Annotated in this window: 12 protein-coding genes; 6 read left to right on the top strand and 6 right to left on the bottom strand. The window is 68.8% G+C overall.

What is annotated here, in order from left to right; genetic code table 11:
• Positions 1–101: 101 nt before the first annotated feature.
• Positions 102–1,895, bottom strand: a complete 1,794-nt coding sequence (locus QSK35_RS05395; RefSeq protein ID WP_285742879.1) for a S8 family peptidase — start codon at positions 1,893–1,895, stop codon at positions 102–104.
• A gap of 316 nt (positions 1,896–2,211) precedes the next feature.
• Between QSK35_RS05395 and QSK35_RS05390 the strand changes: the two genes are divergently transcribed.
• Positions 2,212–3,003, top strand: a complete 792-nt coding sequence (locus tag QSK35_RS05390; protein ID WP_285742877.1) for a LuxR C-terminal-related transcriptional regulator — start codon at positions 2,212–2,214, stop codon at positions 3,001–3,003.
• Positions 3,004–3,161: 158 nt separating this feature from the next.
• Positions 3,162–3,923: a PIG-L family deacetylase gene (locus tag QSK35_RS05385; RefSeq protein WP_285742875.1), complete on the top strand. Its 762-nt coding sequence runs from the start codon at positions 3,162–3,164 to the stop codon at positions 3,921–3,923.
• Between the two features lie 34 nt (positions 3,924–3,957).
• Here the strand turns inward: QSK35_RS05385 and QSK35_RS05380 are convergent, their stop codons facing one another.
• Both QSK35_RS05380 and QSK35_RS05375 read right to left on the bottom strand, forming a co-directional pair.
• Positions 3,958–4,542, bottom strand: a complete 585-nt coding sequence (locus QSK35_RS05380; RefSeq protein ID WP_285742873.1) for an LPXTG cell wall anchor domain-containing protein — start codon at positions 4,540–4,542, stop codon at positions 3,958–3,960.
• A 216-nt stretch (positions 4,543–4,758) separates the two neighbouring features.
• Positions 4,759–8,067: a TM0106 family RecB-like putative nuclease gene (locus QSK35_RS05375; protein WP_285742871.1), complete on the bottom strand. Its 3,309-nt coding sequence runs from the start codon at positions 8,065–8,067 to the stop codon at positions 4,759–4,761.
• A 117-nt stretch (positions 8,068–8,184) separates the two neighbouring features.
• On the opposite strand from QSK35_RS05375, the gene QSK35_RS05370 reads away from it, so the two are divergent.
• Positions 8,185–8,877 carry a heparin lyase I family protein gene (locus QSK35_RS05370; protein ID WP_285742869.1) on the top strand — a complete coding sequence of 231 codons (693 nt, stop codon included), beginning with the start codon at positions 8,185–8,187 and terminating at the stop codon, positions 8,875–8,877.
• On the opposite strand, the gene ku is transcribed toward QSK35_RS05370, so the two are convergent.
• Complete coding sequence (gene ku / locus QSK35_RS05365) at positions 8,867–9,583, bottom strand: non-homologous end joining protein Ku (RefSeq protein ID WP_285742868.1); 717 nt, start codon at positions 9,581–9,583, stop codon at positions 8,867–8,869. The two genes, QSK35_RS05370 and ku, sit on opposite strands and share 11 nt — an antisense overlap.
• A gap of 188 nt (positions 9,584–9,771) precedes the next feature.
• A complete protein-coding gene (locus tag QSK35_RS05360) occupies positions 9,772–11,151 on the bottom strand; it encodes an SDR family NAD(P)-dependent oxidoreductase (RefSeq protein ID WP_285742867.1) in 1,380 nt (459 codons plus the stop codon).
• Between the two features lie 56 nt (positions 11,152–11,207).
• Here QSK35_RS05360 and QSK35_RS05355 point away from each other — a divergent pair, with 56 nt between their 5' ends.
• Genes QSK35_RS05355 through QSK35_RS05345 form a run of 3 tightly spaced genes read left to right on the top strand, consistent with a single transcriptional unit; the run spans position 11,208 to position 13,002 of the window.
• A complete protein-coding gene (locus tag QSK35_RS05355; RefSeq protein WP_285742866.1) occupies positions 11,208–11,333 on the top strand; it encodes a hypothetical protein in 126 nt (41 codons plus the stop codon).
• Positions 11,334–11,365: 32 nt separating this feature from the next.
• On the top strand, positions 11,366–12,583 hold the full coding sequence (locus tag QSK35_RS05350) for a DUF4231 domain-containing protein (RefSeq protein WP_352243273.1): 1,218 nt from the start codon (positions 11,366–11,368) through the stop codon (positions 12,581–12,583).
• Positions 12,580–13,002 carry an SLATT domain-containing protein gene (locus QSK35_RS05345; protein WP_285742864.1) on the top strand — a complete coding sequence of 141 codons (423 nt, stop codon included), beginning with the start codon at positions 12,580–12,582 and terminating at the stop codon, positions 13,000–13,002. Before QSK35_RS05350 ends, QSK35_RS05345 begins: the two co-directional genes overlap by 4 nt.
• A gap of 61 nt (positions 13,003–13,063) precedes the next feature.
• On the opposite strand, the gene QSK35_RS05340 is transcribed toward QSK35_RS05345, so the two are convergent.
• Entirely contained in the window at positions 13,064–16,951 is a 3,888-nt protein-coding gene (locus QSK35_RS05340) for a PA14 domain-containing protein (protein WP_285742863.1), read from the bottom strand.
• Positions 16,952–17,304: the final 353 nt, after the last annotated feature.

Raw genomic sequence — 17,304 nt, 5'->3', positions numbered from 1 at the left:
CGCAGTGAAGGTGGCCTTAACGACACTTGGGAGCGAGGGAGCCGCCACCGTCGAGGCTCGGCGACGGCCCCCTCCAACACGCCTCTGCAGCGTGAGGTCCTTTACAGGGTGAGGTTCCAGGAGTCGATGTAGCCGGTGTCGCCGGAGTAGACGTCCTGGACCTTCAGCGTCCACGTGCCCGCCGCGACCTCGCTGGAGGCGTTGACGGTGTAGGTGGCCAGCACGTTGTCGGCCGAGTCCGTCGTCGACGAGTTCTTCAGCCGGTAGGCCGTGCCGTCCGGCGCGATGAGGTCGATCACCAGGTCACCGCGGTAGGTGTGCTTGATGTCGACGCCGACCTTCAGGCCCGAGGTCGCGTTGCCCGACGCCGTCACGCTGATCGTCGACGTGGCGGTGCTGTTGTCGTTGATGGTCACGTTCGTGTCGTTCACGAGCGTGCCGCCACCGGGCGGGGTGGTGCCGCCACCGGCCGCCGCGACCGTCTTGGTCGCGTCCGCCAGGCCCGTGCCGCAGCCACCGGAGCAGGTGCCGGGGATCGGGCGCGTGTTGTTCTTGATCAGCGTCTCGATCTCCGCCGGGGTGAGCGCGGAGTTGCGGGCCTTGACCAGCGCGGCGAGACCGGCGATGTGCGGCGCGGCCATCGAGGTGCCCTGGTACGGCTTGTAGGTCTCCGAACCCGGCGTGGTGGCGCCGTCGTTCAGCGTGGACCAGATGCCGTTCTGCGGCGTCGTGATCGTGCCCGGCGTGTCGGTGCCGCGACGGGTCTCGCCACCCGGTGCCGCCACGTCGATCTTGGCGCCGTAGTTGGAGTAGAAGGCCTTGTTGCCCTCACGGCCCAGCGCGGCGACGCTGATCACGTTGTTGCAGTTGGCCGGCGTGAAGCCCGAGACGTCGGCGTTCGAGTTACCAGCGGCGACAACGACGGTCGTACCCCGCGAAACGGCCGAGTTGATCGCGTTCTGGTAGGTCGAGGAGCACGACGACTGACCGCCGAGCGACATGTTGATGACCTTCGCCGGCGTCTGGTTCGCGGGCACGCCGCTCACCGTGCCGCCCGAGGCCCAGATGATCGCGTCGGCGATGTCCGACGTCGCGCCACCGCACTGCGCCAGCACGCGCAGCGGCTGGATCTTCGCGTTGTACGCGATGCCCGCGACGCCCTTGCCGTTGTTGGTGGCGGCGGCGATCGTGCCGGCGACGTGCGTGCCGTGCCACGAGGAGTTCTGGTCCTGCGCGGGGATCGGGTTGCCCAACAGGTCGGTGCCGCAGTCGCCCTTCTTCATCCAGTCGCCGTTGTCCGACGGGTCGCTGTCGCGACCACTGCCGTCACGGGCGCGCGCGGCGTCCGACACGAAGTCGTAGCCCGCGACGATCTGCGACGCGAGGTCGGAGTGCGCGACGTAGCCGGTGTCGATCACGGCGACCGTGACGCCCTGACCGGTCGAGGACGACCAGGCGCCGGGCACGTTCATGCCGGCGGTGGCCTCGTAGAGGTCCCACTGGCGCGACCACTCGGTGTCGTTCGGGTCGGCCAGCGGCTGCATCAGCAGGTCCGGCTCGACGTAGGCGACGTCCGGGTCGTTGCGGAACGCCTGGATCGTGGAGTCGGCCTTCGTGGTCCTCTCACCGAGGTCGACGACCACGGCACCGGTGGACATCCGGTGGTGCAGGGTCTCGCCCTTCGCGCGGGCGTCGTCCGCGGCAGCGGAATCGGACGAAGCCTCGGCGGTTCCGGGCTTGTAGGCGACGATCAGTCGCTCGAACGGACGGGTGCCACTGGGCTGTGCGGCCACGTCCGGTTGAGGTGAGGCGGTTGCGATGGCGGGTGACACCACGCTGAGCACGGCGGCGGAAACAGCCGCGGCGCACAGGGTCGTGCGTCGCAAAGCGTTCACGGAACGTTCCTTCCACGCAGGGCTTCCGCGTGGCCGTCAAGGGCGTCAGGGATCTGATCCGGCTGCGGAAGTGCGCAGAAGGTAGGCATTGGTTCGGCCTGGAATACAGAGCTGAACGCGGCAGTTTCGCGACAGTTGCGTGTTCCCGCCACGGTGCTTGCGCCGAATGGCTCAGAATGTTGCGGTGTTCGAGCACCTGGGCGTCACTTCGGAACAGTCCGCCGTTTACGAGCTTCTGGTAACGGGCGGTAGCCGAACCACTGCGGAGTTGTCCGTTCCTTCGTCTGTTTTGGACGCTTTGCTTCGTTTGGGCCTGGTGCAACACCGTCCCGGCGACGTCTGGCAGGCCGTCCCGCCGGACCTGGCGGTCGAGATGCTCATCGCCGCGCGCGAGGTCGAACACCACCGCGCCCGCGCGCTGGCCGGGCCGTTGATGGAGCAGTACGTCCGCAGCCGCACCGAGGACGACGACTCCGGGGTGGTCGAGGTCGTCGCCGGCTCCGTTGCCGTCCGTGATGTCTGGCTGACGCTGTTGTCCGGTGCGCGCGCGGAGGTCTGTGTGCTGGACCAGCCGCCCTACCTGTCACCGCAGGAACAGCACGCGGCGCTGGAGGACGAGACCCGGTCGCGGGGTGTGGCTTGGCGGGTGGTGTACGACCGGTCCGCTGTCGATTTGCCGGGGCGGGTGGCCGAGATCGTCGAGCTCGTGGCTTCCGGTGAACGGGCTCGCGTCACGCCCACCCTGCCGTTCAAGCTGGCGGTCATCGACGCTCGTGCCGCCGTGTTGCCGATCGCTGTCGATGGGCGGATCGACAAGGTGCTGCTGATCCGGCCTTCTCCCTTGTTGGACGTGCTGCTGTCCACGTTCGAGCTCTACTGGGACAAGGGGATTCCCTTTTCTCCAGGCGGGATTTACGCGGCTGTGGAGGATGTGGATCCGCACCTGCTGGCTTTGCTGGCGGCTGGGCTGACGGATGAGGCGATCGCTCGGCAGATGGGGCTCGCGCCTCGGACTGTGCAGCGGCGGGTGCGGCAGTTGATGGACCGGGCCGGTGCGCAGACGCGGTTCCAGGCCGGGGTGCAGGCGATGCGCCGCGGCTGGCTGTAGGCCTGGACTGTCGGACCTCGCGGGTACGGTCGGCTGGGGGTCTGTTCGTGTGCGGCGCCTTGGGGGGAACCCCCGTAATCAAGTCTAGTCTCAGGGTCTGACGGTTTCGCCGGACGCGAACGGGGAACATGCCGCCCGGAGCGCGCGTTGGCTGTGGCATGGCAACTTTGGTCACGTTCCACGCGCATCCCGACGACGAGTGCATCCAGACCGGCGGCGTCATGCGCAAGGCCTTCGAGGCCGGCCACCGCGTGGTTCTGGTGGTCGCGACCCGCGGCGAGGTCGGCGAGGTGCCGGACGGCTTCCTGGACGACGGCGAGGAGCTGTGGGAACGGCGGGTCACCGAGACCCACGAGGCGGCCAAGATCCTGGGAGTGTCCCGTGTGGAGTTCCTGGGTTACAAGGACTCCGGAATGATGGGCGAACCGACCAACGACGGCCCCGGCACGTTCTGGACCGCGGACGTCGAAGAGGCGGCACGGAAGCTCGCGGCGATCCTCGAGGAGGAACAGGCCGAAGCGTTGACGATCTACGACGACAACGGCGGATACGGCCACCCGGATCACATCCAGGTGCACCGTGTCGGACTGCGCGCGGCGGAGCTGGCGGGGACGCCGGCGGTCTACCAGGCGACGGTCAACCGGGACCTCGCGCTGACCCACATGAAGGACGCGGGCATCGAGCTGCCCGACCCGCCCGAGTCGTTCGGCAAGCCGGCGGCGGAGCTCACCGCGCGCGTGGACGTGCGGGACGTGCTGGAGCACAAGCGGGCCGCGATGCGCGCGCACGCCAGTCAGATCAGCGAGGAGTCGTTCTTCCTGGCGATGCCGGACGAGGCGTTCGCGGTGGCGTTCGGCACGGAGTGGTTCATCCGCGCCGGGCACGGGCCGGGCATCACGGAGACCTCACTCGCGCTGTGAGGAATGGGGGCCCGGCGGAGGGCCCCCAACCACATCAGGCGCGCTTGCGGCGCACCAGGAACAGCGCACCGGCACCGGCGCCGACCAGGCCGAGTCCGGCCAGCATCGTCCACATCGGGGACGCGCCGGTCGCGGCGAGCGGGGGCTCGGCCGGGGTGCCACCGGCGGGCGGAGCAGGCGTCTCGGACGAGGGCACCGGGACGCTGCTGCTGGTCTCCGACGGCGGGGTGGTGGTGCTCGACGACGTCGGGGGCGTCTGCACGCACTTCTCGACCTCGAGCGTCTTCTTGAACGACCAGCCGCGCTCGAACTTGGGGTCGTCCCAAGCCGTCACGACGATCTCGAACGTGTGGCCGACATCGCCCTTGATGTCGCTCTTGGAGTACTTGTAGTCGTCACCGAACTCCTTCTTGACGAGTTCGGTGCCGTTGTCCTTGACGACAACGGAGTTGGGCTTCCGATCGACGTAGTCCCTGAGTTCGACGGACACCTTGACCTGTTCGCCCACACACGCCGCGAAGAGCTTCGGGGTGTGCGCGAGGGCCGGGGTGGCCATCGCCAGGACGGTCAGGCCCGCGGTCGCCGCGACCGCGAGTGCGCCGAGAACTCTGCCTGCCATAGTCCGGTCTCCTGCTCTGGTTGTCGCATGGCGGATCGAGCACAAAGAAAGCCGATCACTCGAAAGGGTGATCAGATCCCGGGCACGCTAGCAACGAGCAGGTCGCGGAAGGTCACCGTCCGGCAACGCTCCGGTCGCAAAAAATGACCAACGATGAATATGGTTCGTCCACTCGCGAACGGTGTGGACTAACGCAAAGAATAGTGAACCGGCGGCTCATTCTGTACGTATGCGAGTTTCTCCGGGCCACGGTCGCATGTGGTCGATCAGGCCGATCGTCCCGGCGACCAGCCGCATCTGGTCCACGCCGCGGATGTCCGCGTCGAGCAGGTGGGGCGAGCAGATCATCACGGCCACGCATTGCGCACGCGACAACGCTACGTTGAGCCGGTTGCGGGACAACAGGAAGTCCAGCCCGCGCGGCAGGTCGGTCGTCGACGACGAGGTCATCGTCATGATCACGACCGGCGCCTCCTGGCCCTGGAACCGGTCGACCGTGCCGACCCGCACGCCGTCGTAGCCCGCCTTCTGCAGCCGCCGCCGCGTCACCCGGACCTGCAGGTTGTACGGCGCGACGACCAGAATGTCCGAATCGGTCAGCTCGCGTGACGCCGAACCGTCTGTCCACTTGCGACCTATCAGCGACCGCACGGTGTCGACGACGGCGTCGGCCTCCTCGACGGACGACGTGATGTTGTGCCGATGCTCCACCGAACGCAGGTAGATGCCGGAAGCGATTCCCTCGACCGCTCGGGTGGACGCGACGGGGTGCGAGTGCAGCAGGCCCTGGTACGACAGTTCGGACACCGGCAGGCACACGTCGGGGTGCATGCGCCGGGTCTGGTCGAGGAAGTAGCCGAGGTGCCGCGGGATCACGTCCTCGCTGCCGAGCAGGTGCCCCAGCGCGGACGCGTCGGCGCCCGGTGGGTGCGTGCCCTGCACGACCTGCGGCAGCTGCTGCGGATCGCCCAGCAGCACCAGGTTGCGCGCGCCGGTCGCCACCGCCACGGCGTCCGCCAGCGCGAACTGACCGGCCTCGTCGATGATCAGCACGTCGAACGGGTCCGCGCGCAGCGCCGCGTTCGCGAACGTCCACGCGGTGCCGCCGACCAGGTGGCCGCCGGGGTGCTCGGCGCGCCAGCGGACCAGCGCGCCGTTGTCCTTCGGCTGTTCCCACGGGCAGTCGTCGACCGGCTTTCCCTTGGGGCGCTTGGCCGTTGGGATACCTGGATCGACCGAAGAGAGCACGTTCTCGACGGCTTTGTGGCTGTTGGACGTGACGCCGACGGTCTTGCCCTGCGCGATCAGGTGCGTGATCAGCCGGCCCGCGAGGTACGTCTTGCCCGCGCCGGGCGGTCCCTGTACGGCGAGCGTGCCGCCGTCGAGCTGGTCGACCGCCTTGATCACCGCGGCGACAAGGTCGTCGTCCTGCGGCAACGGCCGGCTCGGTGGCGTGCGCAGCAGCAGGTCGATGCCGGGGTTCTGGGGGAGCAGCGGCAGCAACGCGACCGCCTGCTCGGCCAGTTCCGCGACGGCCTCGTCCTTCGGTTGCGGGCGCACCGGCGGGCCGGGCAGCACGGCGACCGGCAGCTCCGGCGTGGTCTCACCGGGTTTGACGCTCTCGGTCAGCACCAGCTCGCTCGGGCTGTCCTCGGTGACCTTCGCGGACCTGGTGACCTGCCCGGGATACAGCAGCCGCACCTCCTCGCCCGCGCTGAACGGATGCGGGCGTTCCGGATCGCAGCGCAACGTCAGGTCCCGCTTGGTCGTGCGCGCCCGCCCGGTCGGCTCCACCCACTCGTCCGCCCGCACGGACATCGGCACCACGCACGTGCTGTCCGTCTCCAGGTCCGTCAGCGGCGAGCTCGCCTGCCGGAAGAACTCCCACCAGGCCGGGCTCGTCTCGCGCCGGTGGTACCCGACGGACGCCGCGAGCAGGTCGTGGCCCGCGTCCAGCAGCGGCTCGACCAGTCGTGCGATCTGTTCCGCGCGCTCCTTCGCCTTCTGCTGCGCCACCTCGTCGACCGCGACGTCCGGCTCGACCGGCGGCACGGGCTCGATGCCGTGCTCCTCTCTGATCCGCAACAGGAACCGGTAAAGCTCCAAAGTGGACACACAGTCGTACTCGTTGTAGTCCGCGATCTCGTCGAGGATCCCGGGGTCCTTGGTGACGAGGTAGTTCTCGTAGGCCTCGATGCTCGACACCGCGGTCTTCACGTCGCCCTCGCGGTGCGACGGCATGTACAGCGGCTCCAGGTACTTGATCGAGTACGACCGCTGCGAGACGCGCAAAGCCTTGCGCACCACCGCGTACAGGTCCACGAGCTTGTTGCCGCGCAACAGCTCGTCGACCTCGATCTCCCGCGTGCCGTGCACGTTCGCCAGCCGCTTCAACGCGTTCAGCTCATAGGGCGCGTAGTGGTAGATGTGCGCCTGCGGGTGTTCCTGCAGCCGGCCGTGCGCGAAGTCGACGAACGCCTCGAACGCCTTCTTCTCCTCGGCGTGGTCGTGCGCCCAGAACGGCGTGAACACGCGATCGGGCGTCAGCGCGCCGAACAGGTACTCCAGCCCCGCGAACGGGTCGCCCTCCATGTCGAAGAACACGTCGCCCTCGCTCGGCGACGGCAGCTCGGCGAGCGCCTCGGTGCCGACCAGCTCGTAGCTGATCTTGTTCGTGCGGTCCTGTGCGACCTGCATCCGCGCCTGCGCCCGGAGCTGCTCGAAGCTGCTCGGCGACAGGTTCTGCGGGCGCGTCTCGGCGACCGCGAGCTCGTCGATCGTGCCGATGCCCGCCGCGACGAGCTTGCGCCGCTGGTCGGTCCGCATGCCCGCGACCAGCGACAGGTCCCGCCCGCTGTCGCGCCCGGCCGCGCAGTGCTGCGCGAACCGGCACGTCGCGCACGCCGGCCGCTCGTCGCCCCACAGCCGTTCGGGCAGCTGGGGCGGGATGGCCAGGCGCTCGTCGAGCCGGCGGCGCAACCGCGTGAGCAGCGGCTTGAAGTCGTGGACGCGATACGTCTGCCGCGTGCCGTCGCCGAGCAGCAGGTGCATCTCGGGCCCGGCCAGCTCGCCGAGCGCGGCGGCGTACGCCGTCAGCTGCAGCACGGCCGACGGGCTTGCCTTGCGTGCGAGCTTCGTGTCGTGCGGCTCGTAGTTCCCGTCTTTGGCGATCAGGAAGTCGGCGCGGCCGTAGAACCGTCCGTCGAAGAAGACGCCCTGGTAGATCGCCTGCGCGCCGCCGTCCATCGCCTCTTGCGTCTGCCGGGCGGCTTCGCGGAGCGCGGCCGGGTGCGGCGCGGGCGTTCCGATCTCGACGACGTCGTAGCGGGCCTTGAAGCGTTCGAGGGCGTTCAGCTCGTGCTGCACGCCGTGCTTGACGACGACGGCGTCCGGCTTGGAGCCGGGCTCGGGCGCGCCGGGGACCTTCGCGGCCAGCGCGTGCGTCAGCGTGCTGCGGTGCTCGCATTCGAGCAGGTCCACGAGGTCGGTCGGGGAGATGACGACGCCGTCCTCGCTCATCAGCATGCACAGGTGCATACACGATCAGCGCGTCGATGCCCGGCATTGCCCCTGCCTCGGAATGTCGCCGCCTGGTATATGGTATAGACCAGCCGCCGCTGTAGAGACCACAGTGGAGGCTTGATGTTTGCGCTCTCGCTAGCCCTGGTAGCCGCTCTGGCTCCCGCTCCGCCCGGCGTCTACTTCCAGAACGAGGGCACGCTGTCGGGCTGGGACTACCACTACACGCAGAAGCAGGGCGTGATCCGCGACGTCACGTCGGTGAAGTACAAGGGCACCACGTCGATCGAGGCGAAGCAGACCTACATCGGCGAGACCGGCGGCTACCACTCCGAGACGATCGACCGCGGCGCCCAGTCCGTCGGCCAGGACAAGTACTACGGCCAGGCGATCTACCTGCCCGCGAACTGGCAGTTCCACAACCAGAACGTGACGTTCCAGCAGTGGTCACCGGAGGACCCGGAAGGCCCGTGGCTGCTGATGTTCGTGCAGAACGACGAGATCCGCTACGGCGGCTCGGGTGGCATCTCCGGCACCGTCGGCAAGATCGCGCGCGGCCAGTGGATCCGCGTCGTCACGCGGTTCAAGCTGGAGAAGGACACCGGCAAGTTCGAGGTGTGGCTCAACGGCGAGCGCAAGGTGTCGCGCACCCAGACCGTGCTGCCGAAGACGTCCAAGACGATGCGCTGGTCGTCCGGCATTTACGCCACGGCGTGGCGCAACGGCAAGCCGGCGGGGCAGTCGGTGCTGTCGATCTACCACGACCACCACCGCATCGCCTCGTCGTACGCGCTGGCGGAACCCGCTAACTGGTGATGATCGGGTCGCGCGCGGTGGCCTGCGACGGGATGTCCAGCGCGGTTCGCTCCTCGATCGTCCGCAGCAGCGCCTCGCGGTAGTCGTCGCGGTACTCGTCCGGCTCGAACGGCCGGGTCATCGACTTGACCAGCGCGGACGCCGACGCGAGGTCGGAGGTGCTGATCGAGGTGTCGCGGTCGAGGAACGGGAACTCGGGTGGCCGGATCTCGTCCGGCCACAGCATCGTCTGCAACACGAGCAGCCCGTCGCGCGCCCGGATCGCGGCGAGCGTCGCCCGGCTGCGCAGCGCGACCTTCACGATGGCCACGGCGTTCTCCCGCTCCAGCACCTCGCGCAGCACGACGTACGGCCGGGTCGCCGTCGCGTCCGGTTCCAGGTAGTAGCTGCGCTTCAGGTACATCGGGTCGATCTCGCCGTCGGGGACGAACTGCTGCACCTCGATGGCGTGGTCGGCCTGCGGGACCGGGAAGTCCTCGTCCTCCATCACGACCATGCGGCCGTCCTCGAGCGGGTAGCCGCGGCCGATGTCGTCCGGGGCGAGCTGCTCACCGCAGGTGCCGCACACCTGCGGGTGCCGCACGCGGCCGCCGTCGGCGCGATGGATGAGATGGAACCGGACCCGGTGGTCCTCCGTCGCCGTGACCATCCGGACCGCGATTCTCGCGACGCCCAGCCACAGCGCCCCCCGCCACACAGTCTTCATGACAATCTTCGTACGCGCCGCAGGTCAGCAGCGCACTCATCCGTGACGAAACGACACAAACGGACGCACCCGTCCGAGTGTCCGACGCACGTGCGCACCCGCGCGAGTCCCACCTTCCCGCAGGGTGAGTCCCACCTTCGTGCGGACCCGAGCGTGGGACTCGGGGTGCGGGAAGGTGGGACTCGCGGTTACCAGGCGGAGGGCGCGTAGTCCTTGAGGAAGCACCCGTACAGGTCCTCGCCGAGCTCGCCGCGCACGATCGGGTCGTAGACGCGGGCCGCGCCGTCCACCAGGTCGAGCGGCGCGTGGAATCCCTCGTCGGCGAGCCGCATCTTCAACGGATGCGGCCGCTCGTCGGTGATCCACCCGGTGTCGACGGCCGTCATCAGGATGCCGTCGGACAGCATCTCCTCCGCGCTGGTGCGCGTCAGCATGTTCAGGGCGGCCTTCGCCATGTTCGTGTGCGGGTGCCCGGCGCCCTTGTAGACCCGGCCGAACTGGCCCTCCATGGCGGAGACGTTCACCACGTACTTGCGGCGGGCCTGCGCCGCCGCCATGGCCGGGCGCAGCTTCGAGACCAGCAGGAACGGGGTGGTCATGTTGCACAGCTGCACTTCGAGCAGCTCCACGGGGTCGACCTCGTGCACCAGCTGCGTCCAGCTGTTGATCGGAGCGGTGTCGGGCACCAGGCCGCCCGCGTCGATCTCGCTGGACCCCGCCGTGAGGGCCAGCGCGGTGACCGCGTGCGCGGTGGGCACCGCCGTGCCGGGCAGGGCGAGCTGGCCGTGCTCGCCGAACGTGATGAGCTCCGGCATCGGCCCGGACGGCAGGGGCGCGGACTCGGCGGCCGCCAGGGGCGCGTAGGCGCCGGGGGAGCGGCGCACGGTCTGGGCCGCGTTGTTGATCAGGATGTCCAGTGGTCCCGCGGCGGCGACGGAGTCCGCGAGGGCCAGGACCTGGGCCGGGTCGCGCAGGTCGATGCCGACGATGCGCAGCCGGTCGATCCAGTCGGCGGCGTCCGGCATCGAGGCGAAGCGCCGGGCCGCGTCCTTCGGGAAACGCGTGGTGATGGTGGTGTGGGCGCCGTCACGCAGCAGGCGCAGGGCGATGTACATGCCGATCTTGGCACGGCCGCCGGTGAGCAGGGCGCGCCGGCCCGTCAGGTCCGTGCGCGCGTCTCGTTTGGCGTGGTTGAACGCCGCGCACGACGGGCACAGCTGGTGGTAGAACGCGTCGACCTCGGTGTAGCGCTGGCGGCACGTGTAGCAGGAGCGGGCGCGCAGCAGGGTGCCCGCGGTGGCGCCACGGGCGTTCGACACGAGGGGCAGGCCCTGGGTCTCGTCGTCGATGCGGTCGGGCGAGCCGGTGGCCGTGAGAGCTGTCACAGCGCGGTCCGCCTCGGTGATGGCGGCCCGGCGCTCGGACTTCCGGAACTTCTTCGCCGCCTTGAAGATGCGGGCGGTGGCGCGCCGTACGCGGACGGCGTCGGGGTGCTCCGCGGGCAGCTCCTCGACCTCCGCCAGCACGCGCAGGCAGATGTCCATCTGCTCCGGGTCGATCGAGGTCATGGGCCGATTTTACGGGCTGTGATGCGGCCGCCCGGACGTCGGGCCATGGTGGAGGCATGAGTCCTGAAAAGCCCGAAGCCGACACCGCCGAGCAGCTCCAGGAAGTCCTCCCGGAGCCTGACGAAGAAGTCACCGAGGACGCGAACCGAATCGTCTCAGTTGATGAAGAGGACGGAGTCTGAACGGCCTCTGGTTTCGCACCATTCTGGCCGTTATGGTGCGCCCCATGCCCAAAGCAGGCGGCCCGACGGTCAACCGGCTTGCCCAGCCGGACGCCGGCATCCGGCCCCGCTCCCTCGGACTTCCCCGAGGACGCACGGTGGTCGCGTTGTTCGGTACCACAGAGGACATTGGGACTGATCTAGCGGCGAATCTGTTACCCGTGCTGAGATCGGTCGTGGTAAGCGCTTCACGGCACGACGCCGTGTTCGTCACCGAAGGCGCCGACCGCGGCGTCGTGCACCTCTTCGGCATGGCGCTGGAGGCGTGCGAGGAGCGCTGGCCGTTCAGCGTCGGTGTTTTCCCGTCCAGCAAGGTGAACACCGACGGCGGCGAGCTGGCCGACGGTGAGGTGAAGCTCGAGTCCAATCACGACTCCGCCGTCGTGGTACCGGGTTCGGAGTGGACGGACGCCACGCCGGTCTACTTCCGCGTGGTGGACGCCATCCGCCGCAAGCGGCCCGTCATCGGATTGCTCATCGGTGACGCCGCGGAGGCCCCGGTCGTCGACCATCTCAGCGGGGACAACCCGTTGCTGGTGATCGCCGGCACGGAAGGTCTCGCCGACCGCATCGCGTCCGGTGACATCACCGGCGACCTGGCCGTGCTGGTCCGCAGCGGCAAGGTCCATGTGGTGCACGTGGACGAAGGTCCCGGCAAGGTCGTCAACGCGCTGGAACGCCTGCTGGGCAAGGATTCCCCACGCACGCCCGCACCGTCGGTGTGGCCGCGCCTGCGGTATCGCGACCCGGAGCCCAAACCGTTGGTGGACCCCGGTTTCGTCGTCGCGTACCCGCTGCTGGCCGACGCGATCCACGATGCCAACCAGGTTGTCGCGCCCGCGTTCCACGAGCTGGACAACGAGGCGTCCCGCGAGCAGAACCGCTACCGGCTGCTCACCGTGCTCGCCATCACCGGCGGGCTCGCGACCACCACGTTCGGCGCGCTGCAGACGTGGCTGCGCGACACGCCGTGGCCCGGCGTGCTCGTCGTCGCGGGCGGTGCGTTCGCCGCGGTCATCACGATCGTGGCCCGCAAGCGCGAGTCGCTCGACCGCTACCTCACGGCGCGGTCGCGGGCGGAACGCCTGCGCGCCCTGTACTTCGCGCACCTCGCGGCGCCGGCGCCCGGTAACGACGAGGAGCGGCAGGATCGCGTGCGCGACCTGGAGAGCGCGGTCTCCGACCGCAGGCACGAGGTGGTGCGGCCATGACGGACACGGACAAGCAGCGTCAGTCGCAGTTCGTCCAGGCGTACCTGCGGCACCGCTTCCACGACCGGCTCACGCACTTCGAACGAGGCAAGGCCCGCTACGCCGCGGCCCGCACGTGGACGGTGGCCTTCGCGGCCACGTTCTTCATCACCGCCGCGGCACTCGGCGCGGTCGGCATGGCCGACGGCCCGCGCCGTCCACTGTGGGCGTTCCTCGCGACCGCCTTCGCGGCGCTGGCCACGGCGGTCTCGGCGTACGAGTCCACGTTCGGCTTCCGCCGCCTGGCCCGGGAGTACTCGACGACCGTGACGGCGTTGCAGCGCCTGGAGGTGGACGGCCCGACCCCGGACGACGTGGACGACGAACAGCTCGTCTCCTTCGTCACCGAGGTCGAGTCGGTCTTCCGCTACGGCCGCTAGCTTCCGCCGTTAAGGCCACCTTCACTGCGCTGGACGCAGCAAAGGTGGCCTTAACGGCAACCTACAGCTTCGTTTCCGAGTACTTGGCGACTGCGCCGCCGTTGCGTTCGTAGTACTCGATCACCACGGTGTGGTCGCCCGCCGTCAGCGGGACGTCGGCCGTGTAGGTGGTCGGCGCCTGGTCGTGGTAGCCGTCGATCACCTGGGTGCCGTCGACCAGAACCCGGATGCCGTCGTCACCGGTGACGCTGAGCCGGTACGTGCCCGCCTCGTAGGTCTTCGTGCGCGTCCACCGCGCCGAGAACCCGTTGTCCGGCAACGACGGGTGCGGTGAGCCCGGACCCCAGTCGAAGTTGACCGTCTCGTCGGTCCGCGTCACCACGGGGTCACCGGACAGGTCCGTGTTCGCCCAGTACGAGGCGGCGAACGGAACGTCCAGAACAGGCGGCGGATCGTCGGTCTTCTCGAAGCCGAACCGGGCCACAGCACCGCCGCCGCCCTCGTAGTACTCGACGACGATCTGGTGCGTGCCCTCGGCCAGCGCACGGGAACCCGTGTGGGTCGTCGGCCCCTGGTTCACCCACTTGTCGATCACCGCGACACCGTCGACGTACACGCGCACGCCGTCGTCGGTGGTGGAGGTGAACTTGTAGGTGCCCGCGGTCAGCGCCACGGACTTCGTCCAGCGGGCGGAGAAGTTGTCCGCCGGCACACCGCTCGCCGGCGAGCCGCCGCCCCAGTCGAAGTCGATCTTCTCGTCCTGCCGTGACACCGCCGGTGCACCGGTCAGGTCGCGGTTCGCGAAGTAGTCGGCCGCGTAGCCGGGATCGGCCGGCACGACGTCGCTGATCCGGTCGTAGGTGAACGACGCCTTGGCGCCGCCGCCGAGCTCGAAGTACTCGACCCGGATGGTGTGCTGACCGGACAGCACCACCTTGTCGACCGAGTACGTCGCGTTCTGCGGCTGCCACAGGTCCACGACCGGCACGTTGTCGACGAACACGCGGATGCCGTCGTCGCTGCGGCCGCTGAACCGGTAGACGCCCGCCGACAGCACGTCGGTGCGGGTCCACCGCGCCATGAAGTTGTTGCTGCCGATCGGCGCGCCCGGTGAGCCCGAGTCCCAGTCGAAGTCGATCACGTTGTCGGTGCGCACCAGGTCCGGTGCGGTCGCCGGGATCGTCGGCGTCCACGACAGCGTCGGGTCGTTCCAGTAGGAGGCGTCCCACGCGGGCGGTTGCGGCAGGTCGCCGACCTGCGCGTAGGACAGCCACGCGACCGCGCCGCCGCCGTTCTCGAAGTACTCCATGACGACCGTGTGCGGGCCACCGTCCATCGGCACACGCGCGGTGTACGTGGTCGGCGCCTGGTACAGCCACTTGTCGATCACGCGCACGCCGTCGATGATCAACCGCACGCCGTCGTCGGCCGTGACGGTGAAGTCGTACTCACCGGGTGCCAGCGACAGCGTCCGTTTCCACTGCGCCACGAACCGGTCCGTGCCGATCGGCTGGCCGGGCGAGCCGGAACCCCAGTCGTGCTGCACCTTCAGTTCGTCGCGTGCCAGGTCCGGGATCGTGCCCGCGCCGGGGATCGCCGGGTCGGCGCCGGACGCGAGGTTCCAGTACGACGCGTGGAACGCCTCGCTGGACTGCTCGAGCGTGCTGTCCCAGCGCAACGTCGCCAGCGCGCCGCCACCGGCCTCGTAGTACTCCATGGTGATGGTGTGGTTGCCCTCGCCGAGGTCGGCCTCATACGTGTGCTCCACATTGGCGCCGAACCACTCGTCGATCACCTTGCGGTTGTCGATGTACAGCCGCATGCCGTCGTCGACGACCGCGCTGAACTTGTAGCGGCCCGCGCCGAACCACTGCGTCTTCGTCCAGCGCGCGGAGAAACCGTTGCTGGGCAACGCTGGATCGGGTGACCCGTCACCCCACACGAAGTCGATCTTCGGGTCCTGCCGCGTCACGGCGGGCGTGCCGGACAGGTCCATGTTCGCGAAGTACTGGGCGTTGAACGGCGCCGTCGGCACATAGCGCGCGGTGTAGGTCGTGTCCGAGGACGGAGTGGTGATGCCGTGCCGGATGTTGCGGCCGTCGGACCACCCGGCGAACTGCAGCTGCGTGCCGTCCGCGGCCACCGCGCTCGACGGCGCGGCGAGCTCGCGCTCGAACCCGACGACGCCCTCGACGGCGTGCGGCGTCGCGACCGGGATGCCGTCGAGCGTCACGCCGATACCGGGTGGGTCGGACGCCAAGGTCAGCTGCGTCGTGCGCGGCCGGACGTTGACCACTTTGGACGTCGACAGGCCACTGGAGTCCGTTGCCGTCACGGTGATCTCGTAGGACGTGTCGGCCGATGCCTCACCGGTAGCGGGGATCGTGAACGAACCGACGCGGCCGGTCAGCGGGCCGACGAACGGGTGGTAGTGCGTGCCGTGGTGCAGCCGCACCGAGGTCTTGATGTCCGCGTCGTTGAGGTCGAACCCGGCCGCGTCGCTGGCGAACGCGTTGTACGTGATCGTGTCGCCCGCCCGGTAGAGCGCTCCCTCGGCCGGGGTTGCGACGGTCAGTGCCGGCGGTATGCCGGCCTGCAGGACGATCGGTGTCGCGGAGGTCTGACCGGTGCCGTCGGACACCGTGAGCCGTGCGGTGTAGACACCCTTCGCGATGTAGGTGTGCGTCGGGTTCGGGTCCGTGGAGGTGGTTCCGTCGCCGAACGTCCACAGGTACGTGATCGGGTCGCCGTCCGGGTCGTTGCTGCCCGCGCTGGAGAAGTGGACGGTCAGCGGCTCGTCGCCTTTCGTGACGTCCGAAGTGGACACCGCGATCGGGTCGTGCGAGGTCGTGTTGTATCCCACGCGGTACAACGCGCCGGGGTAGTAGGTGATGTAGTACAGCGACCCGTCCGGCGCCACCTTCAGGTCGACGACGCTGCCCGCCTGCGTGTCGAAGTCCTGCACCGACGTCACGTTGCCGCTGCCGTCGAGCTTGGCCCGCTTGATCCACCCCTGCGCGTAGTCACCGAAGAAGAACGAACCCTGGTACTCCGCCGGGAACATGTCGCCGCGGTAGACCGGCCCACCGGTGACCGCCGCCGAGTTGCCGTTGTGCGGGTAGGTGTGGATCGGGTTGATGAACCCGGTGCACGACGACGTGCACATGCCTTCCTTGAGCGGCCAGCCGTAGTTGCCGCCCTTGACGATGTGGTTGAGCTCCTCCCAGCTGAAGTCGCCCACGTCGCCGCCGAAGAGCTCACCGGTCGCGCTGTCGAACTGGAACCGCCACGGGTTGCGGAAACCGTACGCCCAGATCGCCCCGAGCTTGCCGGGCTGTCCGGCGAACGGGTTGTCCGGCGGGATCGAGCCGTCCGGGTTGATACGCAACAACTTCCCGTGCGGGTTGTCGAGTTGCTGCGACTTCTCCGGCTGCCCGTTGTCGCCGACCGCGAAGTACAGCTTGCCGTCCGGGCCGAACCGGATGCTGCCGCCCACGTGCAGCAGCTGCGACGGCGACGACGTCTGGAAGAGCTGGAACGGGCCGTCCTGGCCGACGTCCTCGGACGCGTCGAAGCGCACGAGGTGGTTCAGCAGGTCGTGGCCGGTGTAGTAGAAGTAGACGAAGTGGTTGGCGACGCCGAACCCGGGGTCGAACGCGATGCCGATCAGGCCGCGGTCGCCGGTGGCCTCCGACGGCAGGTCCGCGAACGGCGTCGGCAGCAGTGCGCCGTTCTTCACGATCTTGATCTTGCCCGCGCGCTCCAGGATGAAGATCCGTCCGTCGGGCGCGATCTCGAAGCCGGACGGCCCGTCCAGGCCCTCGCCGACTATCAGTGAGGTCTGGAAGTCGCTCGGCGGGGCCGCGGAGCTCGGCTGTGCCGACACCGCGAGCGCGAAGGCGAGCACGATCACGGCCAATGCGGAGATCAACCTGGACGGGGTTCTCACTGGCTCGGTCCTCCAGAGCACGCAGCGGCGGTGGATGCCTGTGCATCTCAGGAGAAAGCGCGGGCGTTACTCTGTGTTCCCATTGTCACCGTGAGTTGTCGTTCGGTAGCCGATTCCGGCCCTTGTCTGAGATCCCAGCGTTATGAAGCCGTTGAGAGTAAAGGTTTCTTTGGAGCCGACCGTCCACATCGGACGCACCTGGCAGTGTCGCCGTAAGGCGAACAACGCACCGCACGCTGTGTGGACGACTGACTACGGTTGGCATCGGTGCTGGTGTTCAGGGTGTGCCCGCTGTAATGATGACCTCATCCCCCGAGCAGTACCGAGCACCACCGCAGCCCCCGAGCGGAAGC

The organism is Lentzea sp. NBRC 105346, assembly GCF_030269605.1.
In the GTDB taxonomy this organism is placed as follows: Bacteria; Actinomycetota; Actinomycetes; order Mycobacteriales; family Pseudonocardiaceae; genus Lentzea.
Note: the sequence above shows the minus strand (reverse complement) of the source record. Positions and strands in the feature narration are given on the sequence as shown.

What these genes read in the sequence shown, in the direction of transcription:
- QSK35_RS05380 (WP_285742873.1), bottom strand. Translation starts at nt 4,542, where the DNA reads ATGGCAGGCAGAGTTCTCGGCGCACTCGCGGTCGCGGCGACCGCGGGC.
- QSK35_RS05385 (WP_285742875.1), top strand. Translation starts at nt 3,162, where the DNA reads ATGGCAACTTTGGTCACGTTCCACGCGCATCCCGACGACGAGTGCATC.
- QSK35_RS05345 (WP_285742864.1), top strand. Translation starts at nt 12,580, where the DNA reads ATGACGGACACGGACAAGCAGCGTCAGTCGCAGTTCGTCCAGGCGTAC.
- QSK35_RS05375 (WP_285742871.1), bottom strand. Translation starts at nt 8,067, where the DNA reads ATGCTGATGAGCGAGGACGGCGTCGTCATCTCCCCGACCGACCTCGTG.
- QSK35_RS05360 (WP_285742867.1), bottom strand. Translation starts at nt 11,151, where the DNA reads ATGACCTCGATCGACCCGGAGCAGATGGACATCTGCCTGCGCGTGCTG.
- ku (WP_285742868.1), bottom strand. Translation starts at nt 9,583, where the DNA reads ATGAAGACTGTGTGGCGGGGGGCGCTGTGGCTGGGCGTCGCGAGAATC.
- QSK35_RS05355 (WP_285742866.1), top strand. Translation starts at nt 11,208, where the DNA reads ATGAGTCCTGAAAAGCCCGAAGCCGACACCGCCGAGCAGCTCCAGGAA.
- QSK35_RS05350 (WP_352243273.1), top strand. Translation starts at nt 11,366, where the DNA reads ATGGTGCGCCCCATGCCCAAAGCAGGCGGCCCGACGGTCAACCGGCTT.
- QSK35_RS05370 (WP_285742869.1), top strand. Translation starts at nt 8,185, where the DNA reads ATGTTTGCGCTCTCGCTAGCCCTGGTAGCCGCTCTGGCTCCCGCTCCG.